General features: G+C 70.6%; 23 protein-coding genes and 1 pseudogene. 20 read left to right on the top strand and 4 right to left on the bottom strand.

Going from position 1 to position 24,973, the window contains the following annotated elements; all coding sequences use genetic code 11:
* The first annotated feature begins 180 nt into the window (after positions 1 to 180).
* From LG395_RS03255 to LG395_RS03235, 5 genes are all read left to right on the top strand, one after another.
* The gene (locus LG395_RS03255; protein WP_225808364.1) at positions 181 to 906 is read left to right on the top strand and encodes an ABC transporter ATP-binding protein; all 726 of its coding nucleotides are present in this window, start codon (positions 181 to 183) and stop codon (positions 904 to 906) included.
* Positions 907 to 1,040: 134 nt separating this feature from the next.
* Positions 1,041 to 3,599, top strand: coding sequence for an ATP-binding protein (locus tag LG395_RS03250; RefSeq protein ID WP_225808363.1), 2,559 nt, complete (start codon positions 1,041 to 1,043; stop codon positions 3,597 to 3,599).
* Positions 3,593 to 4,312, top strand: coding sequence for a response regulator (locus LG395_RS03245; protein ID WP_171152124.1), 720 nt, complete (start codon positions 3,593 to 3,595; stop codon positions 4,310 to 4,312). The genes LG395_RS03250 and LG395_RS03245 overlap by 7 nt, the downstream gene beginning before the upstream one ends.
* Positions 4,313 to 4,391: 79 nt before the next feature.
* The gene (locus tag LG395_RS03240) at positions 4,392 to 4,790 is read left to right on the top strand and encodes an OB-fold nucleic acid binding domain-containing protein (protein ID WP_171152122.1); all 399 of its coding nucleotides are present in this window, start codon (positions 4,392 to 4,394) and stop codon (positions 4,788 to 4,790) included.
* A gap of 3 nt (positions 4,791 to 4,793) precedes the next feature.
* Entirely contained in the window at positions 4,794 to 5,543 is a 750-nt protein-coding gene (locus tag LG395_RS03235) for a DUF3159 domain-containing protein (protein ID WP_225808362.1), read from the top strand.
* A 103-nt stretch (positions 5,544 to 5,646) separates the two neighbouring features.
* Here LG395_RS03235 and LG395_RS03230 read toward each other — a convergent pair whose 3' ends face one another.
* The 3 genes from LG395_RS03230 to LG395_RS03220 form a co-directional block, all read right to left on the bottom strand.
* Positions 5,647 to 6,315, bottom strand: a complete 669-nt coding sequence (locus LG395_RS03230) for a potassium channel family protein (RefSeq protein ID WP_014675525.1) — start codon at positions 6,313 to 6,315, stop codon at positions 5,647 to 5,649.
* On the bottom strand, positions 6,315 to 6,986 hold the full coding sequence (locus tag LG395_RS03225; protein WP_014675526.1) for a potassium channel family protein: 672 nt from the start codon (positions 6,984 to 6,986) through the stop codon (positions 6,315 to 6,317). Before LG395_RS03225 ends, LG395_RS03230 begins: the two co-directional genes overlap by 1 nt.
* A 63-nt stretch (positions 6,987 to 7,049) precedes the next feature.
* Entirely contained in the window at positions 7,050 to 7,199 is a 150-nt protein-coding gene (locus LG395_RS03220) for a hypothetical protein (protein ID WP_167347930.1), read from the bottom strand.
* A gap of 161 nt (positions 7,200 to 7,360) precedes the next feature.
* Between LG395_RS03220 and LG395_RS03215 the strand changes: the two genes are divergently transcribed.
* Complete coding sequence (locus LG395_RS03215; RefSeq protein WP_171152118.1) at positions 7,361 to 9,409, top strand: APC family permease; 2,049 nt, start codon at positions 7,361 to 7,363, stop codon at positions 9,407 to 9,409.
* Positions 9,410 to 9,495: 86 nt separating this feature from the next.
* Positions 9,496 to 10,824, top strand: coding sequence for a class I SAM-dependent RNA methyltransferase (locus LG395_RS03210; protein WP_171152116.1), 1,329 nt, complete (start codon positions 9,496 to 9,498; stop codon positions 10,822 to 10,824).
* Between the two features lie 245 nt (positions 10,825 to 11,069).
* On the opposite strand, the pseudogene LG395_RS03205 reads toward LG395_RS03210, so the two are convergent.
* Positions 11,070 to 11,438 (bottom strand): annotated as a pseudogene (locus LG395_RS03205) (transposase family protein); the annotation flags it as partial.
* A 290-nt stretch (positions 11,439 to 11,728) separates the two neighbouring features.
* Here LG395_RS03205 and LG395_RS03200 point away from each other — a divergent pair.
* The 13 genes from LG395_RS03200 (at position 11,729) to LG395_RS03140 (ending at position 24,892) form a co-directional block, all read left to right on the top strand.
* Entirely contained in the window at positions 11,729 to 12,157 is a 429-nt protein-coding gene (locus LG395_RS03200; RefSeq protein WP_225808361.1) for a hypothetical protein, read from the top strand.
* A 19-nt stretch (positions 12,158 to 12,176) separates the two neighbouring features.
* On the top strand, positions 12,177 to 14,525 hold the full coding sequence (locus LG395_RS03195) for a hypothetical protein (protein ID WP_225808360.1): 2,349 nt from the start codon (positions 12,177 to 12,179) through the stop codon (positions 14,523 to 14,525).
* A 206-nt stretch (positions 14,526 to 14,731) separates the two neighbouring features.
* Entirely contained in the window at positions 14,732 to 15,250 is a 519-nt protein-coding gene (locus tag LG395_RS03190; protein ID WP_225808359.1) for a hypothetical protein, read from the top strand.
* A gap of 500 nt (positions 15,251 to 15,750) precedes the next feature.
* Positions 15,751 to 16,647 carry an LLM class flavin-dependent oxidoreductase gene (locus tag LG395_RS03185; RefSeq protein ID WP_225808358.1) on the top strand — a complete coding sequence of 299 codons (897 nt, stop codon included), beginning with the start codon at positions 15,751 to 15,753 and terminating at the stop codon, positions 16,645 to 16,647.
* 243 nt (positions 16,648 to 16,890) lie between these two features.
* Complete coding sequence (locus LG395_RS03180) at positions 16,891 to 17,082, top strand: hypothetical protein (protein WP_225808357.1); 192 nt, start codon at positions 16,891 to 16,893, stop codon at positions 17,080 to 17,082.
* A 31-nt stretch (positions 17,083 to 17,113) separates the two neighbouring features.
* Entirely contained in the window at positions 17,114 to 17,407 is a 294-nt protein-coding gene (locus LG395_RS03175; protein ID WP_225808356.1) for a hypothetical protein, read from the top strand.
* Between the two features lie 74 nt (positions 17,408 to 17,481).
* The gene (locus LG395_RS03170; RefSeq protein ID WP_171152103.1) at positions 17,482 to 18,504 is read left to right on the top strand and encodes a ParB/RepB/Spo0J family partition protein; all 1,023 of its coding nucleotides are present in this window, start codon (positions 17,482 to 17,484) and stop codon (positions 18,502 to 18,504) included.
* Positions 18,505 to 18,607: 103 nt separating this feature from the next.
* Positions 18,608 to 19,711 (top strand): DUF6421 family protein, encoded by a 1,104-nt coding sequence (locus LG395_RS03165; RefSeq protein WP_225808355.1) that lies wholly within the window; start codon positions 18,608 to 18,610, stop codon positions 19,709 to 19,711.
* A gap of 118 nt (positions 19,712 to 19,829) precedes the next feature.
* Positions 19,830 to 21,926 carry a SidA/IucD/PvdA family monooxygenase gene (locus tag LG395_RS03160; protein ID WP_225808354.1) on the top strand — a complete coding sequence of 699 codons (2,097 nt, stop codon included), beginning with the start codon at positions 19,830 to 19,832 and terminating at the stop codon, positions 21,924 to 21,926.
* Entirely contained in the window at positions 21,919 to 22,131 is a 213-nt protein-coding gene (locus LG395_RS03155) for an MbtH family protein (protein ID WP_171152096.1), read from the top strand. Before LG395_RS03160 ends, LG395_RS03155 begins: the two co-directional genes overlap by 8 nt.
* Positions 22,128 to 22,952 (top strand): 2OG-Fe(II)-dependent halogenase WelO5 family protein, encoded by an 825-nt coding sequence (locus tag LG395_RS03150; RefSeq protein WP_171152089.1) that lies wholly within the window; start codon positions 22,128 to 22,130, stop codon positions 22,950 to 22,952. Before LG395_RS03155 ends, LG395_RS03150 begins: the two co-directional genes overlap by 4 nt.
* A gap of 30 nt (positions 22,953 to 22,982) precedes the next feature.
* Positions 22,983 to 23,795, top strand: a complete 813-nt coding sequence (locus LG395_RS03145; RefSeq protein WP_225808353.1) for a phytanoyl-CoA dioxygenase family protein — start codon at positions 22,983 to 22,985, stop codon at positions 23,793 to 23,795.
* Entirely contained in the window at positions 23,792 to 24,892 is a 1,101-nt protein-coding gene (locus LG395_RS03140) for a zinc-binding dehydrogenase (protein ID WP_171152085.1), read from the top strand. Before LG395_RS03145 ends, LG395_RS03140 begins: the two co-directional genes overlap by 4 nt.
* The last annotated feature ends 81 nt before the right edge of the window (positions 24,893 to 24,973 follow it).

The following is a 24,973-nucleotide window of genomic DNA, read 5'->3' as shown; positions in this document are numbered from 1 at the left end:
CGTTCATCTCGGCGGGCCGTGCCTCCAGGGCGCGGCCCGCCTTCTTGCGGGATCCCGCCGTTGAGGATCCGCCGTCGCCCGGGTGCGGGTTCCTCGTGGCGGGTGGCGCAGGTCCCCGCGCCCCTTACGGGGCGCTGCCCGACCGGTGATACTGATGCGCGGTCGGCTGGGGGAGGGGACATGAGCCAGGTGGTCACCGAGACCATGGTGCGGGTCGAGGGTGTGCACAAGTCGTACGGCGCGGGGGCCGCAGCCGTGCACGCGCTGCGCGGGGTGTCCTTCGAGGTGCCCCGCGGGGAACTCGTGGCCCTGAAGGGGCGGTCGGGGTCCGGCAAGACCACCCTGCTGAACATCGTCGGCGGGCTGGACACCCCTGACCGGGGCCGGGTGGAGGTCGAGGGGCGGGATCTCGCCCGGCTCGGCGAGAGCGAGCTGCTGCGGCTGCGGCGGGACCGGATCGGGTTCGTGTTCCAGTCCTTCGGGCTCATCCCGATCCTGAGCGCCGCCGAGAACGTCGGCGTACCGCTGCGGCTGCGCCGGGCCGACCCGCGCGAGCGCGAGGAGCGGGTCGGACTGCTGCTCTCCCTCGTGGGGCTCGCCGGGCACGCGGCCCAGCGGCCCGGTGAGCTGTCCGGCGGCCAGCAGCAGCGGGTCGCCATCGCCCGGGCCCTCGCCAACCGGCCCGCCCTGCTCATCGCGGACGAGCCCACCGGCCAGCTCGACGCCGAGACGGGGCACGCCGTCATGGAGCTGCTGCGCGCCGTCGTCCGCGGCTGGGGGCACCTCCCTGGCCCCTTGGGGCACTGGGGGAGGGTCACGGCGCTGGTCGCCACGCACGACGCGACCCTGCTGGACCTGGCCGACCGGGTGCTGGAGCTGCGCGACGGGGAGATCACCGAGCACTGAGCCGCGCCGCCCGGCGGGCTCATCAGGGTTGCGTCAAAGTTGCGCCCCGCCTCCGCTCCCCGTCCCGTTCGCCGTGGTCGTGGGCCGTAAGGTCGACGCTGCGTAGGCGACAGGCACGGGAAGACAATGGGGCCATGGCACGCGGCAAGCTTCGGATCTACCTCGGCGCGGCACCGGGCGTGGGCAAGACCTACGCGATGCTCTCCGAGGCGCACCGCAGGGTCGAGCGGGGCACCGACTGCGTGGTCGCGCTGGTGGAGAGCCACGGCCGGCCGCGCACCGAGGTGATGCTGCACGGTCTGGAACAGGTGCCGCGCAGACAGCTGGAGTACCGGGACGCCGTCTTCGGCGAGATGGACGTCGACGCCGTGCTGCGCCGGGCGCCCGCCGTCGCCCTGGTCGACGAGCTGGCCCACACCAACATCCCCGGCTCCCGCAACGCCAAGCGCTGGCAGGACGTGGAGGAACTGCTGGCCGCCGGCATCGACGTAATCTCCACGGTCAACATCCAGCACCTGGAGTCACTCGGCGACGTGGTCGAGTCGATCACCGGGGTGCGGCAGCGGGAGACCGTACCGGACGAGGTCGTACGGCGGGCCGACGACATCGAGCTGGTCGACATGTCCCCGCAGGCGCTGCGCCGCCGCATGGCCCACGGCAACATCTACCAGCCGGACAAGGTCGACGCGGCCCTGTCCAACTACTTCCGCCCCGGCAACCTCACCGCCCTGCGCGAGCTGGCGCTGCTGTGGGTGGCCGACCGGGTCGACGCGTACCTGAACGCCTACCGCAGCGAGCACCGGGTCTCCGCGATATGGGGCTCCCGGGAGCGGATCGTGGTGGGCCTGACCGGCGGTCCCGAGGGACGCACCCTGATCCGCCGGGCCACCCGGCTCGCCGAGAAGGGTGCCGGCGGCGAGGTCATGGCCGTCTACATCGCCCGCAGCGACGGGCTGTCCTCGGCCTCCCCGAAGGAACTGGCCGTCCAGCGCACCCTGGTCGAGGACCTCGGCGGAACGTTCCACCAGGTGGTCGGCGACGACGTCCCGGCCGCCCTGCTCGACTTCGCGCGCGGGGTGAACGCCACCCAGATCGTGCTCGGCTCCTCCCGCCGCAAGGCCTGGCAGTACGTCTTCGGGCCCGGCGTCGGCGCCACGGTCGCCCGGGACTCCGGCCCCGACCTGGACGTGCACATCGTCACCCACGAGGAGGTCGCCAAGGGCCGGGGACTGCCCGTGGCCCGCGGCGGCCGGCTCGGACGGGCCCGGATCGTCTGGGGCTGGGCCGTCGGCCTGGGCGGTCCCGCGATCCTCGCGGTGCTGCTGAACACCGTCGACCTCGGCCTCGCCAACGACATGCTGCTGTTCCTGGCCGTCACCGTCGCGGCGGCCCTGCTCGGCGGCCTGCTGCCCGCCCTCGCCTCGGCGGCCTTCGGCTCACTGCTGCTGAACTACTTCTACACCCCGCCGCTGCACCGGCTGACCGTCGCCGACCCCAAGAACATCGTCGCCATCGCGATCTTCTTCGGAGTGGGGATGGCGGTCGCCTCGGTGGTCGACCTCGCCGCCCGGCGCACCCACCAGGCCGCCCGGCTGCGCGCCGAGTCCGAGATCCTCTCCTTCCTCGCGGGGAACGTGCTGCGGGGCGAGACGAGCCTGGAGGAGCTGCTGGAACGGGTCCGCGAGACCTTCGCCATGGAGTCGGCCGCCCTGCTGGAACGCACGAGCGACGTGGCGCCCTGGACGTGCGCGGGCCGCGCCGGCTTCGGGCCGCCGCTGGAACGCCCCGAGGACGCCGACGTCGACGTGCCCGTCGGCGACCACATGGCACTGGCGCTCACCGGCCGGGTGCTGCCCGCGGCGGACCGCCGGGTGCTCGCCGCGTTCGCCGCCCAGGCCGCCGTCGTGCTCGACCGCAGGCGCCTGAAGGAGGAGGCCGACCGGGCCCGCACGCTCGCCGAGGGCAACCGCATCCGCACCGCCCTGCTGGCCGCCGTCAGCCACGACCTGCGCACCCCGCTGGCCGGCATCAAGGCCGCCGTGTCCTCCCTGCGCTCCGACGACGTCGCCTGGTCCGAGGAGGACCAGGCGGAGCTGCTGGAGGGCATCGAGGAGGGCGCCGACCGGCTCGACCACCTCGTGGGCAACCTCCTGGACATGTCCCGCCTCCAGACCGGCACGGTCACCCCGCTGATCCGCGAGATCGACGTCGACGAGGTCGTACCGATGGCCCTGGGCGGCGTACCCGAGGACAGCGTGGAGCTGGACGTGCCCGAGACGCTGCCCATGGTCGCCGTCGACCCCGGGCTGCTGGAGCGGTCGGTGGCCAACCTGGTGGAGAACGCCGTCAAGTACAGCCCGCCCGGGCGGCCCGTGCTGGTGGCCGCGAGCGCCATCGCCGACCGCGTGGAGGTCCGCGTGGTGGACCGCGGCCCGGGCGTCCCGGACGAGGCCAAGGAGCGCATCTTCGAGCCCTTCCAGCGGTACGGTGACGCACCGCGCGGGGCCGGCGTGGGGCTCGGCCTCGCGGTCGCCCGGGGCTTCGCCGAGGCCATGGGCGGCACCCTCACCGCCGAGGACACGCCGGGCGGCGGGCTCACCATGGTGCTGAGCCTGCGCGCGGCGGGACCGCGTCCCGAGCCGCTCCCCGCCGGGGAGCCCCGTACCGAACCGGAAAGGCAGGCCACATGGTGAGCCCGGCTGGGGGGACCCCCCAGACCCCCGTGAGGGTGCTCGTGGTCGACGACGAGCCGCAGATCGTGCGCGCCCTCGTGATCAACCTCAAGGCGCGCAAGTACGAGGTCGACGCGGCCGCCGACGGCAGGACCGCACTCGAACTCGCCGCCTCCCGCCACCCCGACGTGGTCGTCCTCGACCTGGGACTGCCCGACATGGACGGCGTCGAGGTGATCAGGGGGCTGCGCGGCTGGACCCGGGTGCCGATCCTGGTGCTGTCCGCCCGCCACTCCTCCGACGAGAAGGTGGAGGCGCTGGACGCGGGCGCCGACGACTACGTGACCAAGCCGTTCGGCATGGACGAGCTGCTGGCCCGGCTGCGGGCCGCCGTCCGCCGGGCCGAGCCGGCCGGGCCGGGCGAGGACGACCTGACGACCGTGGAGACCGAGGGGTTCACCGTCGACCTCGCCGCCAAGAAGGTCAACCGGGGCGGCAGGGACGTCCGGCTCACCCCGACCGAGTGGCACCTGCTGGAGGTGCTGGTCCGCAACACCGGCCGGCTGGTCAGCCAGAAACAGCTGCTCCAGGAGGTGTGGGGGCCGTCGTACGGGACCGAGAGCAACTACCTGCGGGTGTACATGGCCCAGCTGCGCCGGAAGCTGGAGTCGGACCCGTCGCACCCCAGGCACTTCATCACCGAGCCGGGGATGGGGTACCGGTTCGAGAAGTGAACCGGCCCGCGGGCAGGAGGCGCGCTGTGGAGGTGAGCTGCGCTACGGCCCTGTCGGCGCACCCCGGTACGCTTCAGGTATGACTGCTGTTCCTCGTTCCGAGAAGCCGGCCGGCCGGTTCCGGCGCATGCTCGACCGGCTCTCCTCGTCGCAGGAGGACCTGGAGTCCGAGGAGCTGCGCGAGGACGCCGAGACGGCCGGGTGCACGAAGATCGGTGACTGTCACGACCGACAGATCGTCACCGTAACTGGTACCTTGCGCACGGTCACCCTGCGCCCGCGTGCCGGAGTCCCGGCCCTGGAGGCCGAGCTGTTCGACGGCACCGCCGCGCTGGACGTGGTGTGGCTCGGCAGGCGCTCCATCGTGGGGATAGAACCGGGGCGCAAGCTGATCGCATCGGGCCGGATCTCGATGAGCCGGGGCCGCCGGGTGCTGTTCAACCCCAAATACGAACTGCGACCCCTCGGACGGGAGTAGCCGGTGACGTCCCTCGACAAGCCGACCCAAGACACCGACCAGACTCAGCCCGACGCCCGCGCGGTGACCGAGGCGGCGCTGTTCGAGGCCTTCGGCGGGGTCCGCGGCATGGTCGAGACGGTCCTGCCGGGCCTGCTCTTCGTCGCGATCTTCACGGTCAACAAGAACCTGCACATGGCGGCGATCGCCGCGCTGGCCCTGTCCCTGATCCTGGTCGTCGTCCGGCTGGCGATGAAGGACACCGTCAAGCACGCCTTCAGCGGTGTCTTCGGCGTGGCCTTCGGTGTCGTGTTCGCGATGTTCACCGGCAACGCCAAGGACTTCTACCTCCCCGGCATGCTCTACACGCTGGGCCTGGCGCTGGCGTACATCATCACGACGCTGGCCGGCGTGCCCCTGATCGGCCTCATCCTCGGCCCGGTCTTCAAGGAGAACCTCTCCTGGCGCACCCGCAACCCCGGCCGCAAGAAGGCGTACGCCAAGGCCAGTTGGGCCTGGGGCCTGATCCTGCTGGCCAAGTGCGCCATCCTCTTCCCGCTGTACTGGTGGGCCGACACCACGCAGCTCGGCTGGGTCCTGGTCATCCTCAAGATCCCGCCGTTCCTGCTGGCGGTGTGGCTGACCTGGGTCTTCCTCGCCAAGGCGCCCGCGCCGATCGACGTGTTCGCGGAGATGGAGGCGGAGGAGAAGGCGGCCGAGGAGAGGAAGGCCGCCGCCGAGGCGGCCGGCGGCCGGCACCGCCGGGAGGGCTGAGCGGGCCCCGCAGGGGCCGGGCGGGCTCCGCCGGGACGCCTGAGCGCGCATACGACGACGAAGGGCGCCCCCGTCGCCGGGGGCGCCCTTCGTCGTCGTGCGGTCAGTCCTCGCGCCGCACCGACAGCAGGTCCTCCAGCTGCTCCTCCCGGGCCTGCGCGGCCACGAAGAGCAGTTCGTCCCCCGGCTCCAGGGAGTCCTCCTTGGAGGGCGTCAGCACACGGGTCCCGCGGATGATGGTGACCAGGGAGGTGTCCTCCGGCCACTGCACGTCCCCGACCTGGGTGCCGGCCAGCGCCGACTCCTCCGGCAGGGTCAGCTCGACGAGGTTGGCGTCACCGTGGCTGAAGCGGAGCAGCCGGACGAGGTCGCCGACGCTCACCGCCTCCTCGACCAGGGCGGACATCAGACGCGGGGTGGAGACGGCGACGTCGACGCCCCAGGCCTCGTTGAACAGCCACTCGTTCTTCGGGTTGTTCACCCGGGCCACGACGCGCGGAACGCCGTACTCCGTCTTGGCGAGCAGCGACACGACCAGGTTCACCTTGTCGTCGCCGGTCGCGGCGATCACGACGTTGCAGCGCTGCAGCGCCGCCTCGTCCAGGGAGGTGATCTCGCAGGCGTCGGCGAGCAGCCACTCCGCCTGCGGGACGCGCTCGACCGAGATGGCGGTCGGCGCCTTGTCGATCAGCAGGACCTCGTGGCCGTTCTCCAGCAGCTCGCCCGCGATCGAGCGGCCGACGGCGCCGGCCCCGGCAATGGCGACCCTCATCAGTGACCGCCCTCCTCTTCCGGGCCACCGGCGAACGCCGCCTCGACCTTGTCCACGTCGTCCGTCCGCATCATCACGTGCACGAGGTCGCCCTCCTGCAGCACCGTCTGCGAGGTGGGCAGGATCGCCTCGCCCAGGCGGGTCAGGAACGCCACCCGGACGCCCGTCTCCTCCTGCAGCTTGCTGATCTTGTGGCCGACCCACTTCGGTGAGGCGTGCACCTCGGCCAGCTGCACCCCGCCGGTGGGATCGCGCCACAGCGGCTCGGCCCCGGAAGGCAGCAGCCGGCGCAGCATCTGGTCGGCGGTCCAGCGCACCGTGGCCACGGTGGGGATGCCCAGACGCTGGTAGACCTCGGCACGGCGGGGGTCGTAGATCCGGGCGGCCACGTTCTCCACGCCGAACATCTCGCGTGCCACGCGCGCGGAGATGATGTTGGAGTTGTCGCCGCTGGAGACGGCGGCGAAGGCGCCGGCCTCCTCGATGCCCGCCTCGCGCAGGGTGTCCTGGTCGAAGCCGACCCCGGTGACCCGGCGGCCCCCGAATCCCGGGCCCAGCCGGCGGAAGGCGGTGGGGTCCTGGTCGATCACGGCGACCGTGTGTCCCTGTTGCTCCAGGGTCTGGGCAAGAGCGGAACCCACTCTTCCGCAGCCCATGATGACGATGTGCACGACCGTCCTTCCGGTGTCCAAAAGCTACTGCTCAGCATCAGGGTCTCAGACCGACGCCCAAAGCTACACACGGGCGCCGCGCGGCGGGCACCCCTGTGCCGCGGGCGGTGGCGGGAGCCGTCGGCGAGTGATGCTGCGCACGCTGCACAGGGTCAGGATTCCGAGGCCGCCGAGGGCGAGCAGCGCCCCGATCAGCTCCGCGGTCGCGGGCATGGAACCTCCGAAGTGCGATGACAGGCGGGGTTTGCCATCTAGGCACGGCGGGCACACGAAGCACGGATTCCGTAGTTCCGTGCGCCCCCGATTTCACTCGTGAGGCAGATCCAGCACGCCGGGTGGGCGGGTGCCAGTTCGAAGGCTTACGATCCTCTCTCGTGTCCAAACTGACCGACGTGCCCAAACGGATCCTGATCGGGCGCGCACTGCGCAGTGACCGGCTGGGCGAAACGCTCCTGCCGAAGCGCATCGCACTCCCCGTCTTCGCTTCCGACCCGCTGTCCTCCGTCGCCTACGCGCCGGGGGAGGTCCTGCTGGTCCTGTCCATCGCGGGCGTGTCGGCGTACCACTTCAGCCCCTGGATCGCGGTCGCGGTCGTAGTGCTGATGTTCACCGTGGTCGCCTCCTACCGGCAGAACGTGCACGCCTACCCGAGCGGCGGCGGCGACTACGAGGTCGCGACCACCAACCTGGGTCCCAAGGCCGGCCTCACCGTGGCCAGTGCCCTGCTCGTGGACTACGTCCTGACCGTCGCCGTCTCCATCTCCTCCGGCATCGAGAACCTCGGCTCCGCGATCCCCTTCGTGGTCGAGCACAAGGTCTTCTGCGCGGCCGCCGTGATCGTGCTGCTGACGCTCATGAACCTGCGGGGCGTGAAGGAGTCGGGCAAGCTCTTCGCGATCCCGACCTACGTGTTCGTCGGCGGCGTCTTCATCATGATCGCGTGGGGCGCCTTCCGCGGTCTGGTCCTCGGCGACACCATGCGGGCGCCGACCGCCGCCTACCACATCAAGGCCGAGCACCAGGGCCTCGCGGGCTTCGCGCTCGTCTTCCTGCTGCTGCGCGCCTTCTCCTCCGGCTGTGCCGCCCTCACCGGCGTCGAGGCCATCTCCAACGGCGTCCCGGCCTTCCGCAAGCCCAAGTCGAAGAACGCGGCCACGACCCTCGCCATGATGGGCCTGCTGGCCGTCACCATGTTCTGCGGCATCATCGCGCTCGCCATGACCACCAAGGTCCGCATGGCCGAGAGGCCGGCCACGGACCTGCTGCACAACGGCGTCCCGCTCGGCCCCGGCTACGTCCAGAACCCGGTGATCTCCCAGGTCGCCGAGGCGGTCTTCGGCAAGGGCAGCTTCCTGTTCGTCCTCCTCGCCGCCGCCACCGCGCTCGTGCTGTTCCTGGCCGCGAACACGGCGTACAACGGCTTCCCGCTGCTCGGCTCGATCCTCGCCCAGGACCGCTACCTGCCGCGCCAGCTGCACACCCGCGGCGACCGGCTCGCCTTCTCCAACGGCATCGTGCTGCTCGCGGGCACGGCGATGCTGCTCGTCTTCATCTACGGCGCCGACTCCACCCGCCTGATCCAGCTGTACATCGTCGGCGTGTTCGTCTCCTTCACGCTGAGCCAGACCGGCATGGTCCGGCACTGGAACCGCCACCTGCGGGTCGAGAAGGACCCGGCCAAGCGCAGCCACATGGTCCGCTCGCGGGCGATCAACGCGTTCGGCGCCTTCTTCACCGGCCTGGTGCTCGTCGTCGTGCTGGTCACCAAGTTCACCCACGGCGCCTGGGTCGCCCTGCTCGGCATGTGCATCTTCTACGCGACGATGACGGCGATCCGGAAGCACTACGACCGGGTCGCCGAGGAGATCGCCGCGCCCGAGGGCCCGGCCGACGACATGGTCCGCCCGTCGCGGGTCCACTCGCTGGTGCTGATCTCGAAGATCCACCGTCCGACGCTGCGCGCCCTGGCCTACGCCAAGCTCATGCGCTCGGACACCCTGGAGGCGCTGACCGTCAACGTCGACCCGGCCGAGACCAAGGCGCTGCGCGAGGAGTGGGAGCGGCGCGGGATCGACGTACCGCTCAAGGTCCTGGACTCGCCGTACCGCGAGATCACGCGGCCGATCATCGAGTACGTCAAGGGCCTGCGCAAGGAGTCCCCGCGCGACGCGGTCTCCGTGATCATCCCCGAGTACGTGGTCGGCCACTGGTACGAGCACCTGCTGCACAACCAGAGCGCGCTGCGGCTCAAGGGCCGTCTGCTGTTCACGCCGGGCGTCATGGTCACCTCGGTGCCCTACCAGCTGCAGTCCTCGGAGGCGGCCAAGCTGCGGGCCCGCAGGCGGCAGGAGTGGAACGCGCCGGGCGCGGTCCGGCGGGGCCCGGCCGTGGAGCGGCCGAAGGAGCCGTCGGCCAAGGACTGAGCCGCGGCGGGGAGGCCGTAGACTGGTGGGCTGTTGCCGGGCCCGCCGGCCCGTTCCCCGATTTCCCGGTCTGGAGTCACCCCACCATGCAGGCAGAACCGACCAAGTCTCTGGTGGGCGAGGAGTACGAGGTCGAGATCGGCCCCGTCGCCCACGGCGGCCACTGCATCGCCCGTACCCCCGGGGGACAGGTGCTGTTCGTCCGGCACGCGCTGCCCGGCGAGCGGGTGGTGGCGAGGGTGACCGAGGGGGAGGAGGGCGCCCGCTTCCTGCGCGCGGACGCCGTCCGGGTCCTGGAGGCGTCCAAGGACCGCATCGAGGCCCCCTGCCCCTTCGCCGGCCCCGGCCGCTGCGGCGGCTGCGACTGGCAGCACGCCAAGCCGGGCGCCCAGCGCCGGCTGAAGGCCGACGTCATCGCCGAGCAGCTCCAGCGGCTCGCCGGCCTCACCCCCGAGGAGGCGGGCTGGGACGGCACCGTGGTCCCGGCCGAGGGCGACAAGCTGCCCGCCGGCCAGGTCCCGCAGTGGCGCACCCGCGTCCAGTACGCCGTCGACGCCGAGGGCCACGCCGGTCTGCGCCGGCACCGCTCGCACGAGGTCGAGCGCATCGACCACTGCATGATCGCGGCGGCCGGCGTGAGCGAGCTGGGCATCGAGAAGCGGGACTGGACCGGCATGGACTCGGTCGAGGCCGTCGCGGCGACCGGCTCCCAGGACCGTCAGGTGATCCTCACCCCGCGCCCGGGCGCCCGCCTGCCGCTGGTCGAACTGGACCGGCCGGTGTCGGTCCTGCGGGTCGACGAGAAGTCCGGCGGAGTGCACCGCGTGCACGGCCGCCCCTTCGTCCGTGAACGCGCGGACGGCCGTACGCACCGGGTGGGCAACGGCGGCTTCTGGCAGGTCCACCCGAAGGCGGCGGACACGCTTGTCACCGCCGTCATGCAGGGCCTGCTGCCCCGCAAGGGCGAGACGGCCCTGGACCTGTACTGCGGCGTCGGCCTCTTCGCCGGCGCGCTCGCCGACCGCCTCGGCGAGAAGGGCGCGGTGCTCGGCATCGAGTCCGGCAAGCGGGCGGTGGAGGACGCGCGGCACAACCTGGCCGACTTCCCGCGGGTCCGCGTCGAACAGGGCAAGGTCGAGTCGGTCCTGCCGCGCACCGGCATCACCGAGGTCGACCTGATCGTCCTCGACCCGCCCCGCGCCGGCGCCGGCCGCGACACGGTCGCCCACCTGTCCTCCCTCGGCGCCCGCCGCATCGCCTACGTGGCCTGCGATCCCGCTGCGCTGGCCCGGGACCTGGGGTACTTCCGGGAGGGCGGCTACCGGGTGCGGACGCTGCGGGCGTTCGATCTGTTTCCGATGACGCATCACGTGGAGTGCGTGGCGATTTTGGAGCCGGCAGCAAAGGGCTCCTGACCTGCCCGTTCCTCTGGAGTGCCGGGTCTCTGCCGGTCCTGCCGACCTGTTTCCACGGGGACATGACGTGGGGCAGGCAGCATGCCCGACGTACGGGCGTGACCTATGGTCCCGGTCGGTGACGAGGAGATGGACACGTCATTCCGCGCGGGCGTCCATCGCCGCGCTCGGAGGTGGCATGGCGGCGCTGAGACGGTCCGATGTCGACGGACCGAATGGCGGTTGCGCCCTTGTCTGCTAGCGCAGTTGCGGCTTCCCCCGGTCAAGATGATCGGGGGCGGGGTGCCGTGTCCGTCGGTGATCAGGTGGTGTTGGGAGCCGACTGTGCCCCGGTCGACCGGCGAGGGGCCGGTGAAGCTCCCTTTTCCGAGGAGTCGAGCACGCAGTGGGAGCAGTCCAGCTTCCGTTCCGCGTTCAGCTCGGTCAGCAGCACCTCGTGCGGTTGCTGCCAGCCGGCAACGGCTTCCGGCCCGGATACCGGAACCGACACTCTCTTCCTCGGTAACAGCGGCTCGATCCGCTCCCACGACTCATCCGACGACCCACGGTGATACCCCCACGCACCCGCAACGGCTAAACCTGCCGCACAGACATGGCCCACGGCACGAACGCAGGGGCGTCTAACGGGCTGAGAGCGACAGGGGTGGGGTCGGCCGTGGACCGGTGGATCCGCCCTCACCACGGCAAGAAGTGGACTTCAGCCACTGGTCCGGGGACCGGCGGGGTACCGCCGCGACGCCGGCTCGGTCAGCGTACTTCGGTGGCCCGATCGGTGTGGCGTCCGGGCTTGGAGGGAGCGACTACCGTCCGTTCCGTGGGCTGGTGATGGTACAAGTGACAGCTGATCAGGTGGTGGCCGCGCGAGTACGGTGGAACGGCCTGCCCGGATGTACTTGGGGGAATTATGACGTTCGAGCAAGAGTGGGCCGAACTGCGCGCGGCGGCGGCCGAACGAACTGCCCTGCGGATCGACAGCGTTCCGGCCGACGGTGGCGGAGGTGGTGGCGTCGGGGAGCTGGTGGTCAATCGGGACGACCTCGGTGCTATCGGCAATGATGCGTACGACCTGCTGGGCCGGCTGGGCAAGGAGGGCGACATCGCCCGTTCTTCCACGTTCGACGCGGCGACGGCACTGACCAATGGAAACTTCGTGAGCGGTTCGGCCGTGCTGAAGGTGCACGATTTCTGGCAGACGCACCTGAAGACGCTGTTGGATTCCTGCGCGCAGATTTCGAACCACCTCGATTACAGCAAGGTCCGGCACGCCGAGGACGAGGCGAAGATCGAGGGAGACCTGACGCGGATTTCCGTGCTTACGGAATACCTGAAATAGGGCTCGGGGGGCGCACCACATGCTGAAGTACGAGGACATCATCGACGCCCCGGTGGCGAAGCTGAAGGCCGCCGCCGACGACTGGTCCGAGATGGCGGGGAAGCTGGAAAAGCTCGCCACCGACGCCGCCGACGGGATGAAGGCGAAGGCGGACAGGGCGGCCTGGGAGGGCGTCAACGCAGGGGTCACCAGAGCGTTCATCGGTAAGACAGCCAAGGAGTTCACGGACGCCGCGGCCGAGGCCAGGGGTGTGAAGCTGATCCTGGAAGAGGGTCACGCGGCCATCAAGAAGGCCAAGGACGACCTGGTCAACATCCGGGACCACGAGGGGCCCGCGGCCGGCATCCGCGTGGACGGCAAGGGCAGGGTCACGGCGCGGAACCCGTTGTCCGAGATCCCCGCGGCGCGGCACGACCCCGACTACAGCGAACTTCTGCAGCAGGAGAGGCGGAACATCGAGTCGTGGCAGAAGAGGATCGACCTCATCGTCGACAACTGCAACGACACCGACCTTGCCCTGAAGAACACCCTCGAGGCCAACGTCACCGACCGTAAGGACTTCGGCGCTCCGACGTACACGAAGCTGGACCAGGAGGAGGCCGCCCGCGCCGCCGCTCTGGCGGCCAAGGGCCGGGACATGACCCACGCCGAGCTGCAGCAGCTCAACGAGCTGTTGAAGGACAACAGTTCGTCGGTGGAGTTCTCCAAGGACTTCTACGAGAAGCTCGGCCCCAAGAAGTCGCTCGCGTTCTTCGGTCAGCTCTCCACGGACACGTACGAGTACGGCAAGGTCGACCCGGAGCGCCTCAAGGACGTCCAGGAGCTCCAGAAGAACCTCGGCCTCAACCTGGCCACCGCCTCCCACGACAAGGAATTCACCGATAAGTGGGGCCCGGAGCTTCGCAAGTTGGGTACGGAGCGCATTCCGCTGGCCAAGAACGACTACGGCGGGCCGTTCGGGTACCAGCTGCTCGGTGGGATCATGCGGTACGGGAACTACGACGCGAGGTTCCTCAACCCGATCGCCGAACACGTGGCACAGCTGCACGCGAAGGACCCGTACATGTTCGCCGACAACAAGGTGGTGAACAGTCCGTTCAAGAACCCCTTCAACCCCTCCGGCGTGAACGGAGCCGGCTACGACCCGGCCACCGCCATGCTGGAAGCACTCGGCAACAGTCCCGAAGCGGCGAAGAAGTTCTTCACCGACCCCCCGACCGCGTACAACGAGGACGGCACGGTCAACCACGGCGCCGCGGCCGGCCTCGGCAAGGACAAGGACGGCAAGGCGATCGACAATTACCTCGATTTCTTCAGCAACGAGAAGTGGGAGTCCTTCCCCGACGTCAACTCGCTTGATCAGAAGGAGTCCAAGGCGTCGCTCGACCAGATGCCCGACGCCCTCGGCCACGCCCTGGAGGCAGCGACTCTCGGTTACCCGGCCGGGCACCCGGACGCTGGCATGGTGCGCGACGCGGACAACGCCGCGGTCATGCAGAAGGTCATGGAGAAGTACGGTGCGGATCCGGGTCTGCTCAAGAAGCACCACGAGGCGATGGCCGACAGCCTGGGCGTCATGGGCGCCGGTTACATCGACGACATCAACTGGGCGCTGGACAAAAACGATCCGGACAGCGTGTTCGCGCCGGGCAGGAATCCGGACGGGCACCTCGACTTCGCGGACACCGCGGACGGGAACGGGCGGAGCGTCGTCCGGGGCTTCCTCAGCACCCTGGGCCAGCACCCGGACGCCTACGCGACGGTCTCGACCGCGGAGCAGGTTTACACCCGCAGCGCGCTGGAAGAGACGGTGGGCCCGGACGGAAGGATTCACGAGGGCGCTGCCAGGGCGACCGTGCGCGTGGGTGCCGAGGTGCAGGGCATGCTCGACCAGTCCCGGGCCGACCAGGTGGAGGCGACGAACCTCAAGACCCACGAGGACTACGAGAAGGCGGTCGCCAAGCGGTCGGGCTGGGTCGAGTTCGGGGCCACTGCGGGCATCGCGGCGGGCGTCGCCTTCCTTCCCGCGACCGCGGCTGTGGGAACGGCCGCGGTTCTCATTCCGCTGGCGACCGACACCGCCAGTGGTGCCGCCGAACAGCTCATCGGCCAGATGGTCGGCGACGTCTCCGACAACTCGGTGGATGAGCACAAGGAGAAGATGGAGGACCTCACAAGAGAGGAGAAGACCAAGGTTTACTCCGCTGGTGAAGGCATGGCCGAGGCCCCGATGGAGGAGTTCCTGGAGCGTCGCGGTGTGGGAAGGGACAGCGTTTTCAGTCAGGACCTGCACGAATCGTTGCTGATCGGCTACGGGGTCGGCAACGACCGGGAGAACCAGCAGGGAAACGACCCGGAGACGGGCTGAGGCCGGCAGACGGCCGAGGACACGTGAGGATGCGGACAGTGATCAGTCGTAGGTCGGTACGCGGGGGGCTTCTCCCGGCGGCCGTGGCCGGCTCGTTGTTTTTCGGGGCCACGGGTTGTGGAGGGGGCGGAGACGCGGACGGGACTCCGAAAACTCCGCAGGACTACAAGGTCGTTGCGGGGAAACAACTCTGCGGTGGCGATGCCATGTCCGCTGACGCGTCCAAGGCACTGAAGGTCATCACGGGGTCGTCGCGGTTCGAGGCGTCGGCGGAGAAGTACACCGTGGCGAAGGCCGCGGCGAGCCTTGTCGGAACGTTTCCGGGCTCCACCGTGCCCAAGGACGCCTGCCGTGTCTACACGCCCATCGGTACGCCGGACTTCGAGCTCAGGATCACCTGGGACCTGGCCGACAACGCCCCGACGGGCCCCTCGGCCCCGCAGTTCACCGAGTTGAAGATGGGGGAGCGGGCCGTGGCCGCGGCGGACAAGGCGTACGTCTTCTTCGCGTGCCGGAGCGGCAGGCTGTCCGCCTCCTCGGAAGTGGCCCACATCATCGTCGGCGTGGAGCGCGGGGGCATGCCCAAGCCACCCGAGGGCGACGGGGAGACGTTGAAGGACGCCTACGCGACCGTGGCCCATTCCTTCTCGCTGGCCATGGCCAGGGAACTGCGCTGCGAGAAGAACGGCGGGCTCCCCGCGAAGCCCGTGCTGGATCCCGCGTAGCCGCTGACGAACGCGGAAACGAGCATGATCAGGAGGCCGCCTCTGTCCGGAGAAGGGCCGCCTGCCGTATGCGGTGTGCCGCGGACGAGCGGTGCACGGGCCCCGTCTCCAGGGTGCGCCGACCTCGCGCTCGCCCAACGACTTCGACCCGGTCCGCCCCCGTACCGGGCGGTGAGGAGAAACCTTCCCCGGTGGGGACCCGGTCGGGGTATGCCGTCGGCAGCGAGCTTCCACTCGGCCTCGGGCATACCGTTGTCCCAGTCGACCGGAATGGTCACACTCGCAGTGGTGTGGTGTAGCCGGTCTGGTCGGTGATCCAGGTGGCGCGTCTACCCGGTCGGCGTCGTTGCCGGTGGTGCAGGGTGCACGCCCACGTCAGCCGCATCCCTCGGCCCACGCCGCGCTGCTGGTCGTACGCCCGGCCGCGCCCCGCGGAGGGCCCGAGACACCGCTCGCTGATTCCCCGGCGGCCCGGAGGGGCGCGCGCTTAGTGTCGGCGCATGCGACTGAGTACTGTGATCCTTCCCGTCCGGCGGTGGCACGACGGGGGCCGTGAGCAGTGGGTACGGGCCGAGCGGCTCGGCTTCCACGCGGCGTACACGTACGACCACCTGTCCTGGCGGAGCCTGCGTGACCGCGCCTGGTTCGGGGCGGTACCGACCCTGACGGCCGCCGCCGGGGTCACCGAGCGGCTGCGTCTCGGCACCATGGTGACCTCGCCGAACTTCCGGCATCCGGTCACGCTGGCCAAGGAGCTGATCACGCTCGACGACGTCTCCGGCGGCCGGATCACCCTGGGCATCGGCGCCGGCGCCGCCGGGTACGACGCGACCGCGCTCGGCCAGGAGGCCTGGAGCCCGCGTGAACGGGCCGCGCGGTTCGAGGAGTTCGTGCCGCTGCTCGACCGGCTCCTGACCGAGGACGCGGTCAGCCACGACGGCACCTACTACTCCGCCTCCGAGGCCCGCACCATCCCCGGCTGCGTCCAGCGGCCCCGTCTCCCCTTCGCCATCGCGGCGGCGGGCCCCCGGGCGCTCGGGGTCGTCGCCCGCCACGGCCAGGCGTGGGTGACGATCGGCGACATCAAGCTCTGGCGGACCGGGACGGCCGAGCAGTCGATGGAGGCGATCCGCGAGCAGTCGGCCCGGCTCGACGACGCCTGCGCCGCGGAGGGCAGGGACCCGGCCGGGCTGGAGCGGATCCTGCTCACGGGGCTCACCCCGGACCGGCCGCTGGCCTCCCTCGACGCGTTCGTGGACTTCGCCGGGAAGTACGCGGCGCTCGGCTTCACCGAGATCGTCCTCCACGCGCCCGTACCGGACTCGATGTTCGACACCTCGCAGGAGGTCTTCGAGCGGATCGCGACGGAGGGCCTCGCTCAACTGGGCGGTAACTAGGGGAACCTCGGGGGCTGGCACGAACGTGCTTGGCCGGGTGTGGCCAGCGCCGCAACGTCCAAGGTGGGCCGGGTGGTGGCTCCCGCGCACGGGAGGCCCCATCCGGCCTGGCCTGTTGGTGCAACGCGGCATGTACTGACAGTGACACGGCGGCGAGCCAGTATTTCTCTCGAACGCCACGGCGGCCGGTTCATCCGATACGGCCTTCGTCATCGCTGGTTCCCGATTCCCCGAAGGAATAACGTGAAGAATTCCCGGCTTTCCGTCGCCCGTTTTGTCGTCGCCGCCGCCGCGGTCGCCGCCGTCGCCGTGCCGGTCGCCGGCTTCGCCGACGGCACGGGCCGCGCCGATGCCGCGGTGACCGTCTCCACCGACACCCCGGCCTCCGACGCGAGCGTCACCGAGAGCCCGGAGCCCGGCTTCGGCTGGGGCTGACCGGCACCCGCCACCGAGCCGAAGCACGTCCATGTATGCCGCCGTCGTCGTGCTCAAACCCGGCGCCGACCAGGCCAAAGCCTCCGTCGACAGCGCCTCGCTGACCGACGCGTTCTGGGCGCACGCGCAAGAGGGCGACGGCATGGAGCACGTACGGATCGCAGACGGCGCCGACGGCTTCTCGGTGGTGCTCTTCATGCACGGGGGAGACGAGGCCGAGGTGGCCACATCCGCGCTCGCCCTGTGCTGGCGCCTGGTGATGGTCATGCCGCCCCTGACGGGCTGGTATGTCGATTCCTGTGTCGTGCGCGGCGCCTGGCGATAAAGGCGGCCACACGGATGCGGAATTCCGTCGACTCCGACCGGGTCGGCGCCGCAGCAGAATTGCCCGGAGGAAGAGTGAGCATCTCCCTGAATCTGCCGGAATCCCTTTCTCTCGACGTCCTCGACCCGGACGCCGACGACGCGCCGACGGTCTCCCTCCCCGTCCGCGCGCTGCGGTTCGGGGACTCGCCGCGCGGCGGCGGGCTGAACGACGCGCACTGCCGCATGCTGGCCGCCGCCGGGGACACCCTGCCCCCGGTCGTCGTGCACAGCCGCACCATGCGCGTCGTGGACGGCAACCACCGGGTGCGGGCCGCCGTGCTGCGCGGCCGGCAGGAGATCACGGCCCGGATGTTCGAGGGGACGGCCGACGAGGCGTTCGTGCTGGCCGTGCGGCTGAACACCCTGCACGGCCGCGGCCTGCTCCTGTCGCGTACCGATCGCACCGCCGCGGCGGCGCGCCTGGTCACCACCCACCCGCACTGGTCCAACCGCATGATCGCCTCCCTGACGGGGCTGTCGGCGGGCACCATCGGCCGCATCCGGGGCCAGCTGACCGCGGAGTCCGGCGGCGCGGTCGTACGGGTCGGCAAGGACGGGCGGGCACGGCCCGTGGACGGCTCCAGCGGCCGGATGAAGGTCTACGAGCTGCTGATGAGCGATCCGACCGCGTCCATCCGCGACATCGCGCAGCGTGTCGGCGTCTCCCCGTCGACCGTGCACGACGTGCGCAAGCGCGTCCTGGCGGGGGAGGAGCCGGTCTCCCGGCGCCGCCGGGCGCAGGCCGAGGACGAGACCGAGCAGGACCGCACCACCGCGCCGCGCCCGCAGCCCGAGCCGGAACGGGAGGCACCCGCCGACCCCGCGGCGATCATCGCGGCGCTCACCAAGGACCCGTCCCTGCGCTACAACAACATCGGCCGGCGGCTGATCCGCTGGCTCGACGGGTGCCGGCGCGGCGTGGCCGAGTGCCCGGAGATCGCCGAGCGGGTGCCCTCCCACAACATCGACCCGGTGGCGGCGCTCGCCCGCGAGTACGCCTACGCGTGGCTCGACTTCGCCACCGCGCTGGAAGAGCGCAACCGCGACGCCTGCTGACCGCCGTCCTGCAGGCGCACACGCCGCGGCGGCCATTCACCATCCCGTGACCGGTCCGACAGGCCGCCGGGGTGCATTCTCGGAAGGGTATTCCATGGCTGACATGACCGAGGTATTCGCCGAAATAGAGGACATCAGGGCGAGCCTCCCCGAACGACAGTTCCTGCGGGACGAGACCGAACTCAAGGAGCTCTCCCGTCAGCTCGGTTCCAGCCGTGCGCTGCGCGGTGTGCCGGCGGTCGAGGCGTTTCTCGACGACCTCGCCGTCTTCGAGCCGGGAAAGCGTCTGGAGGCGACCAAGGCACACATCAACAACCGGCGCGACAACGTCATCTTCTCGCTCTTCGACGCCTCGTACTTCCCGCGTCTGAACCTCGACTGCCTCACGTACGACACGCTGCCGACCGACCCGTATCTGGCCGAGCGTTACGCCAGCAACACCATGCCCGTGAACATCACGGGAAAGACCACCGGATTCGGCTCCCGGGTCGTCGTGGCGCTGTTCCCGGAGAACCACCTCGACGGCATCCAGAAGCCGGACGACCTCATCTTCTACTTCATCGACAAGTTCCTGGTGCGGCACAACAGGATCACCCGTCTCCTCATCGACGAGGTGATGGAGCCGGGGAGCTTCCCGCTGATCCAGGGCGCCTCCGACCGGAAGGTCGAGCAGGCCTCGTCCTGGTGGGTCCGCCTGCACGAGTACCACCACCGCCACGGCGACATGCCGATCCCGGAGTACCTCGCGGCGAAGAAGCTGAAGCCGCTGGCCGGCCTGGAGGAACTGCGCGTCGACGTCTCCGGCATGCTCGTCTGCCTGCACGACACGAAACTGCCGCGCGAGGAGGCGCGGGCCGCGTACGAGTTCATCCTCGCCGAGCGTCTGCTGCGCTACGCGGTGGAGGGAATCCCGCGCCCGAACTACGACGCGGTCGCCTCCCAGCTGCTCTTCAACTATCTCGAGGGGAACGGCGGGATCGGTCTGGTCGACGGCCGTATCCGGCTCACGGAAAAGCTCCCCGACGTGCTGCGTGATTTCCTCTCGGAGATCGAGCGCATCGAATCCGGTATCCACCGGGACCCGGTCGACGTCGTGAAGCAGCGCCTTCTCGACTTCACCAACCGGTACACCGACTACGACACCGAGTCGCGCGACTACCGGCACATTCCCTACTTCGCCGAGGTCAAGACCCGACTCGGCGTCTGAGGACATCACCGGGCCGGGGTGTTCGACCGTGCAGCACAGTCGATCACGCCGGCCGATCAGTGCGGGCATCATCAGGAAATCGCCCTGCGTAAGAGCCGACTGTTCTAGAGGAGTAGTTGTGAGAAACGAAGGCGCGGCCCCCGAGGGCGAGGACCTGGTGGGAACGACCGCGGAACGCCCCTACGACCTCCTGGGCATAGGATTCGGCCCCTCCAACCTGGCTCTCGCCGTGTGCGCCCGCGAGCAGCGGCTGCCTCTGTCCTGCCTGTTCGTCGAGCGCCGCGAGGGCGTCGCCTGGCACCCCGGCATGCTCATCGACGGCGCCCGGATGCAGATCTCCTTCCTCAAGGACCTGGTGTCGCTGCGGAACCCGGCCAGCCCCTACTCGTTCCTCCAGTACACCAAGGCCAAGGGGCGGCTGGAGCGGTTCGTCAACCTCAACGAGTTCCGGCCGACCCGGATCGAGTACGACGACTACCTGAAGTGGGTCGCCGAGGACTTCGCCGACCAGGTCCGCTTCGGTACGCGGGTGCACCGCGTGACACCGGTGCCGGCCGGCGGCGGCACCCTGTCGCTCTTCCGCGTCGAGACCGAGGAGGTCGCCACCGGCCGGCGCACCACCCACTACGCCCGCAACGTCGTCCACGCGGGCGGCGGGCGGGCGGGCCGGCCGGACGCTGTCGCCGACGTCTCCGCCGTCATTCACTCCAGCGAGTTCCTGACCCGCTTCCCGGAGCGGTTCAAGGACCACGACGCGCCGTACCGGTTCGTGATCGCCGGCGGCGGCCAGAGCGCGGGCGAGATCGCCGAGTACCTCCTCCACCACTACGACCGGGCCGAGATCCACCTCGTCGTCTCCGGGTACACCCTCCAGCCGACCGACAACAGCCCCTTCGTCAACGAGCAGTTCTACTCCGGCGGCGCCGACTCCTTCTACCGGATGGCGCCCGAGCACCGCGCGGTCGTCGCCGCCCAGCTGCGCGACGCCAACTACGGCGTGGTCCGCGAGGACCTGCTGGAGCGGCTCTTCAACACCGACTACCTCGACGAGGTCAAGGGCCGCCGCCGGCTGCACATCCACTCCTTCTCCCGCCTCGGCGAGGTCCGCGAGGACGGCGACGGCCTGGCCGCGACCCTCCACGGGCGGCTGGAGGAGCGCCCGGACGAGGTGCTGGCCTGCGACGGCGTGGTCCTGGCCACCGGCTACGACCGCTCGCTCGACCCGGAGATCTTCGCGGAGGTGCTGCCCCACCTCGTCGCGGACGAGGCCGGCACCGGTGTCTCCCTCACGCGCAGCTACCGGGCCCGTACCGGCTCCGAGCTGCGGGCCGGGCTGTACCTCCAGGGCTTCGGCGAGGCGCAGTTCGGCCTCGGTGACACGCTGCTGTCACTGCTGCCGTTCCGTTCCAAGGAGATCGTGGACGACATCGCGGACCGGGTGCCGGCCCCGGCGGGCATCGGCGGCTGCCCGGTGATGTCGCCGGGCGCGACCGGCCGCCCTGCCGTCTCCGCCCCGGCCGCCGCGTCCGGCACCGCCGTGTACCCGCCGAGCTGGTACCTGGAGCACGACCGGGAGAAGCTCTACGCCCTGATGGAGCGGTTCCGCTTCGCCACGCTGATCTCGGCGCGCTCGGGCGACGAGCCGTTCGCCACCCACCTGCCGCTGATCCTCGACCGGTCCCGCGGCACCAAGGGCGTCCTGTTCGGGCACCTGGACCGGGCGAACGAGCACGCCTCGCTCATCGACGGCCGCCGCATGCTCGCCGTCTTCCACGGCCCCAACGCCTACATGCCGCCCGCCCTCTTCGCGAGCGACCCACTGCCCACGTGGAACTCGATGTCCGTCCACGTGCGCGGCCGGGTCCGGGTCATCGAGGACCGGGAGACGCTGGTGCGCGGTCTGGTCGGGATCGCGGAACACTCCGAGCCCGACAACCGGCTGCGCGGCGACGACCCGCGCATCGACCGCATCATCGGCGGCATCGTCGGCTTCGAGTTCGAGATCGACGAGCTCGTGGGCCGCTTCAAGCTGTCGCAGGACCGCGACGAGACCGACCGCCGGCACGCCGCCGTGGCCCTGGCCCGCGCGACCGAACGCGGCGAGCGGGACTTCATCGAGTACGCGGTGGGGCTCAGCCTCATCACCGAGGACGCCCCCCGGGACTTGGCCGACCGCCCCCTCCTCCCCATCGCCATTGGAGGCATTCATGAGTGACACGACACTGACCCAGGAGCGTTACTTCGTGGTCCGCAACCACGAGGAGCAGTACTCGGTCTGGCGCGCCGACCGCGAGCTGCCGCAGGGCTGGGAGTCCGTCGGCGAGGCCGCCGCCAAGGAGGAGTGCCTGAGCCGGATCGAGGAGCTGTGGACCGACATGCGGCCGCTCAGCCTCCGGACCTTCATGGAGACGGAACGATGAGCGGGACGGAGCTTCGGGACGTCTCCACCAACGCCTCGCCGATCTTCACCCTCTTCGACGCCGAGACGGTCGACGAACTGACCCGGGACCACATCCTGCGGCTGGCCGTCGGAGTGCTCGGCGCGGTACGGATCCGCGGCTTCTCCTCCGAGGAGGAGTGCGCCGACATCATGGAGGGCCTGGACCACCGCGAGTTCGGGGCCTACGACGAGAACCTGATCTTCCCGCCCATCGCCAAGATCGGTCCCGCCGCGTACGACTTCTACGGCGCGCATACGCTGACCGACGAGTACTGGAAGATCGCGGACGAGGCGCTCCGCCTGCGCGGGAAGCTGCACCACGGCTCGGACCCGATGGACCTGGCCGTGGAGCGGGTCGGCCGCGCCTGGGGCGACGAGGTCGTGCCCGCCCGGTCCAGGGGCCGCGACATGTTCGCGGGGATGATCCGGGAGATCCCGAACGGCGCCAAGCTCCACTTCGACGAGATCGTCCGGGAGTTCCCCGGCATCCTGGACGAGACCCCGGCCAGTTTCCTCACCCTCAACTGGTACCTCTCCATGCCGGAGCAGGGCGGTGAGACCCGTGTCTACCGGCGCCGCTGGCGGCCGGTCGACGAGCCCTTCCGCGACGGCTACGGCTATGACGAGAAGGTGGTCGAGGACGAGCCGGTGGCGGTGGTCCGGCCCCGCACCGGCGACGCGGTGATCTTCGACTCGCGCAACCTCCACGCGGTCAACGAGATCGGTGGCGAGGGCCGCCGGGTCAGTCTCTCCTTCTTCCTGGGCGTGACCGGGCGCGGCCCGCTCCAGGTCTGGTCCTGACACACCCCTACCGATGAGCAGAGTGATCACATGCGACTCAGCCAAGAGCAGGTGCGGCAATTCCGGACTCAGGGCTACCTGATCCTCGACCGGTTGTTCGGCCCGGAGGAGGCCGAGGCCCTTCAGGACGCCTTCCAGCGCGACTCCCTCATACCCGGTGACCACCGTGTGGCCGAGCAGGACGGCGGCGAGGTGCGCGCCGTCTACGCCTCCCACACCCGACAGCCCGAGTTCGCCGCCCTGATCCGCACCCCGAGGGTCCTCGGCCCGGTGCGCCAGCTCCTCGGCGGCGAGGCGTACATCTATCAGTTCAAGATCAACGCGAAGGCACCCTTCTCCGGCGCCGGGTGGTCCTGGCACCAGGACTTCGCCGCCTGGCAGATGGCCGACGAACTGCGCCTGCCCCGGCTCGTCAACGTCGGCGTCTTCCTCGACGAGGTCAACGAGTTCAACGGGCCGGTGATCTTCTGCCCGGGCTCGCACCGCGACGGCCTGGTGAAGAAGGGCCGGGCGGCCGGCCCGGCCGCCTCCGAACAGCACGTCGACCCTGAGGACATCGCCCTCACCGCGGCGGACATGACCGGGCTCGTGGAGCGCCACGGCCTGGTCAGCGCCAAGGGCGCCGCCGGCACCGTCGTCCTGTTCGACCCCGAGATCGTGCACGGCTCCGCGCCCAACATGGCGCCCTTCCGGCGCCGGCTGCTGATCGTGACGTACAACGACGTCACCAACGTGCCGCAGCCGGTGGGCGCCCGCCGCCCCGAGTACGTCGTCGGCCGCGACACCGCGCCGCTGGAGCTCACCGACCAGGAGATCGTCCCGGCCCTGGAGGTGATGGTATGAGCGTCGGACGCGCCGTCGTCCTGACGGAGTTCGGCCGCCCGTTGGAACTGAGGAAGTTCCCGGTCCCGCCGGCGCCGGAGGGCGGCATGATCGTCGCCAGCCGGTACGGCGGGGTCTGCGGCACCGACCTCCACCTCCAGCAGGGCCACCTCGAGGTCCCCACGCCGCTGGTCCTCGGCCACGAGGGCCTCGGCACCGTCCACGAACTGGGCGCCCGCGCCGGCACCGACGTCCACGGCACGCCGCTGCGCCCCGGCGACACGGTGATGTGGGCGTCCTCGATCGCCTGCGGCAGCTGTGTGCCCTGCCGCATCCACCGCGAGCCCACGCTGTGCGAGTACCGCCGCACCTACGGCGTGAACCGGCCCACGGACCAGGAGCCGGGCCTGTCGGGCTCCTGGGCCGAGTACATCTGCCTGCGCCCCGGCACGACCGTGGTGAAGGTCCCGGACGGCGTCGACCCGGTGGCCGCGATGTCCTTCGCCTGCGCGGGCCCCACCATGGTCCACGCCCTCTACGAGCGGCGCCCGGTCCGCGTCGGCGAGACCGTCGTCGTCCAGGGCAGCGGCCCGGTCGGCCTGGCCGCCGCCGCCCTCGCCCAGCTCTCCGGCGCCGCGCGGGTGATCCTCGTCGGCGGCCCCGGCAAGCGGCTCGCCACCGCCGCCGAGGCGCGCGTCGGCGACCACCACGTCAACATCGTGGAGGCCGCCGATCCCTCCGCCGCCCTCGCCGAGGTCATGGAACTGACCGGTGGCCGGGGCGCGGACCTGGTCATCGAGGCCACCGGAGCACCGGCCGCGATCGACCAGGGCCTGCGCCTGGCCCGGCGCGGCGGCTCGTACCTGGTGGTCGGCCAGTACACCGACAGCGGGGACACCACGATCAACCCGCACCAGATCGTCCACCGCCAGCTGGACGTGGTCGGCTCCTGGGCGTTCACCGGCGCCCACCTCGTGCAGTACGTCGCGTTGCTGCCCGCGCTGGTACGGCGCTTCGACCTGGCGCGGCTGGTGACCAGCTACCCCCTGGAGGACCACGGCAGGGCGCTGGCGGACGTCGCCGCCGGAGCCGTGATGAAGGCCGTCCTCGTCAGCTGAGCCGGCCCCCGGGCCGGACCGCACCCACCCCACGCAGCCCACCCACGGCCGCGGCGCGGTGCCGCGGCCCGGAACGAGGGA

Origin of the sequence: Streptomyces spinosus (assembly GCF_020400655.1) — a bacterium.
In the GTDB taxonomy this organism is placed as follows: domain Bacteria; phylum Actinomycetota; class Actinomycetes; order Streptomycetales; family Streptomycetaceae; genus Streptomyces; species Streptomyces argyrophylli.
The sequence above is the reverse complement of the archived record's forward strand: the minus strand, read 5'-3'. Positions and strand labels throughout refer to the sequence as shown.

Bases quoted from the DNA above. Each gene is read 5' to 3' on its own strand.
- LG395_RS03255 (WP_225808364.1), top strand. From the start codon at position 181: ATGAGCCAGGTGGTCACCGAGACCATGGTGCGGGTCGAGGGTGTGCAC.
- LG395_RS03250 (WP_225808363.1), top strand. From the start codon at position 1,041: ATGGCACGCGGCAAGCTTCGGATCTACCTCGGCGCGGCACCGGGCGTG.
- LG395_RS03245 (WP_171152124.1), top strand. From the start codon at position 3,593: ATGGTGAGCCCGGCTGGGGGGACCCCCCAGACCCCCGTGAGGGTGCTC.
- LG395_RS03240 (WP_171152122.1), top strand. From the start codon at position 4,392: ATGACTGCTGTTCCTCGTTCCGAGAAGCCGGCCGGCCGGTTCCGGCGC.
- LG395_RS03230 (WP_014675525.1), bottom strand. From the start codon at position 6,315: ATGAGGGTCGCCATTGCCGGGGCCGGCGCCGTCGGCCGCTCGATCGCG.
- LG395_RS03220 (WP_167347930.1), bottom strand. From the start codon at position 7,199: ATGCCCGCGACCGCGGAGCTGATCGGGGCGCTGCTCGCCCTCGGCGGC.
- LG395_RS03210 (WP_171152116.1), top strand. From the start codon at position 9,496: ATGCAGGCAGAACCGACCAAGTCTCTGGTGGGCGAGGAGTACGAGGTC.
- LG395_RS03200 (WP_225808361.1), top strand. From the start codon at position 11,729: ATGACGTTCGAGCAAGAGTGGGCCGAACTGCGCGCGGCGGCGGCCGAA.
- LG395_RS03195 (WP_225808360.1), top strand. From the start codon at position 12,177: ATGCTGAAGTACGAGGACATCATCGACGCCCCGGTGGCGAAGCTGAAG.
- LG395_RS03190 (WP_225808359.1), top strand. From the start codon at position 14,732: ATGTCCGCTGACGCGTCCAAGGCACTGAAGGTCATCACGGGGTCGTCG.
- LG395_RS03185 (WP_225808358.1), top strand. From the start codon at position 15,751: ATGCGACTGAGTACTGTGATCCTTCCCGTCCGGCGGTGGCACGACGGG.
- LG395_RS03175 (WP_225808356.1), top strand. From the start codon at position 17,114: ATGTATGCCGCCGTCGTCGTGCTCAAACCCGGCGCCGACCAGGCCAAA.
- LG395_RS03165 (WP_225808355.1), top strand. From the start codon at position 18,608: ATGACCGAGGTATTCGCCGAAATAGAGGACATCAGGGCGAGCCTCCCC.
- LG395_RS03155 (WP_171152096.1), top strand. From the start codon at position 21,919: ATGAGTGACACGACACTGACCCAGGAGCGTTACTTCGTGGTCCGCAAC.
- LG395_RS03150 (WP_171152089.1), top strand. From the start codon at position 22,128: ATGAGCGGGACGGAGCTTCGGGACGTCTCCACCAACGCCTCGCCGATC.
- LG395_RS03145 (WP_225808353.1), top strand. From the start codon at position 22,983: ATGCGACTCAGCCAAGAGCAGGTGCGGCAATTCCGGACTCAGGGCTAC.
- LG395_RS03140 (WP_171152085.1), top strand. From the start codon at position 23,792: ATGAGCGTCGGACGCGCCGTCGTCCTGACGGAGTTCGGCCGCCCGTTG.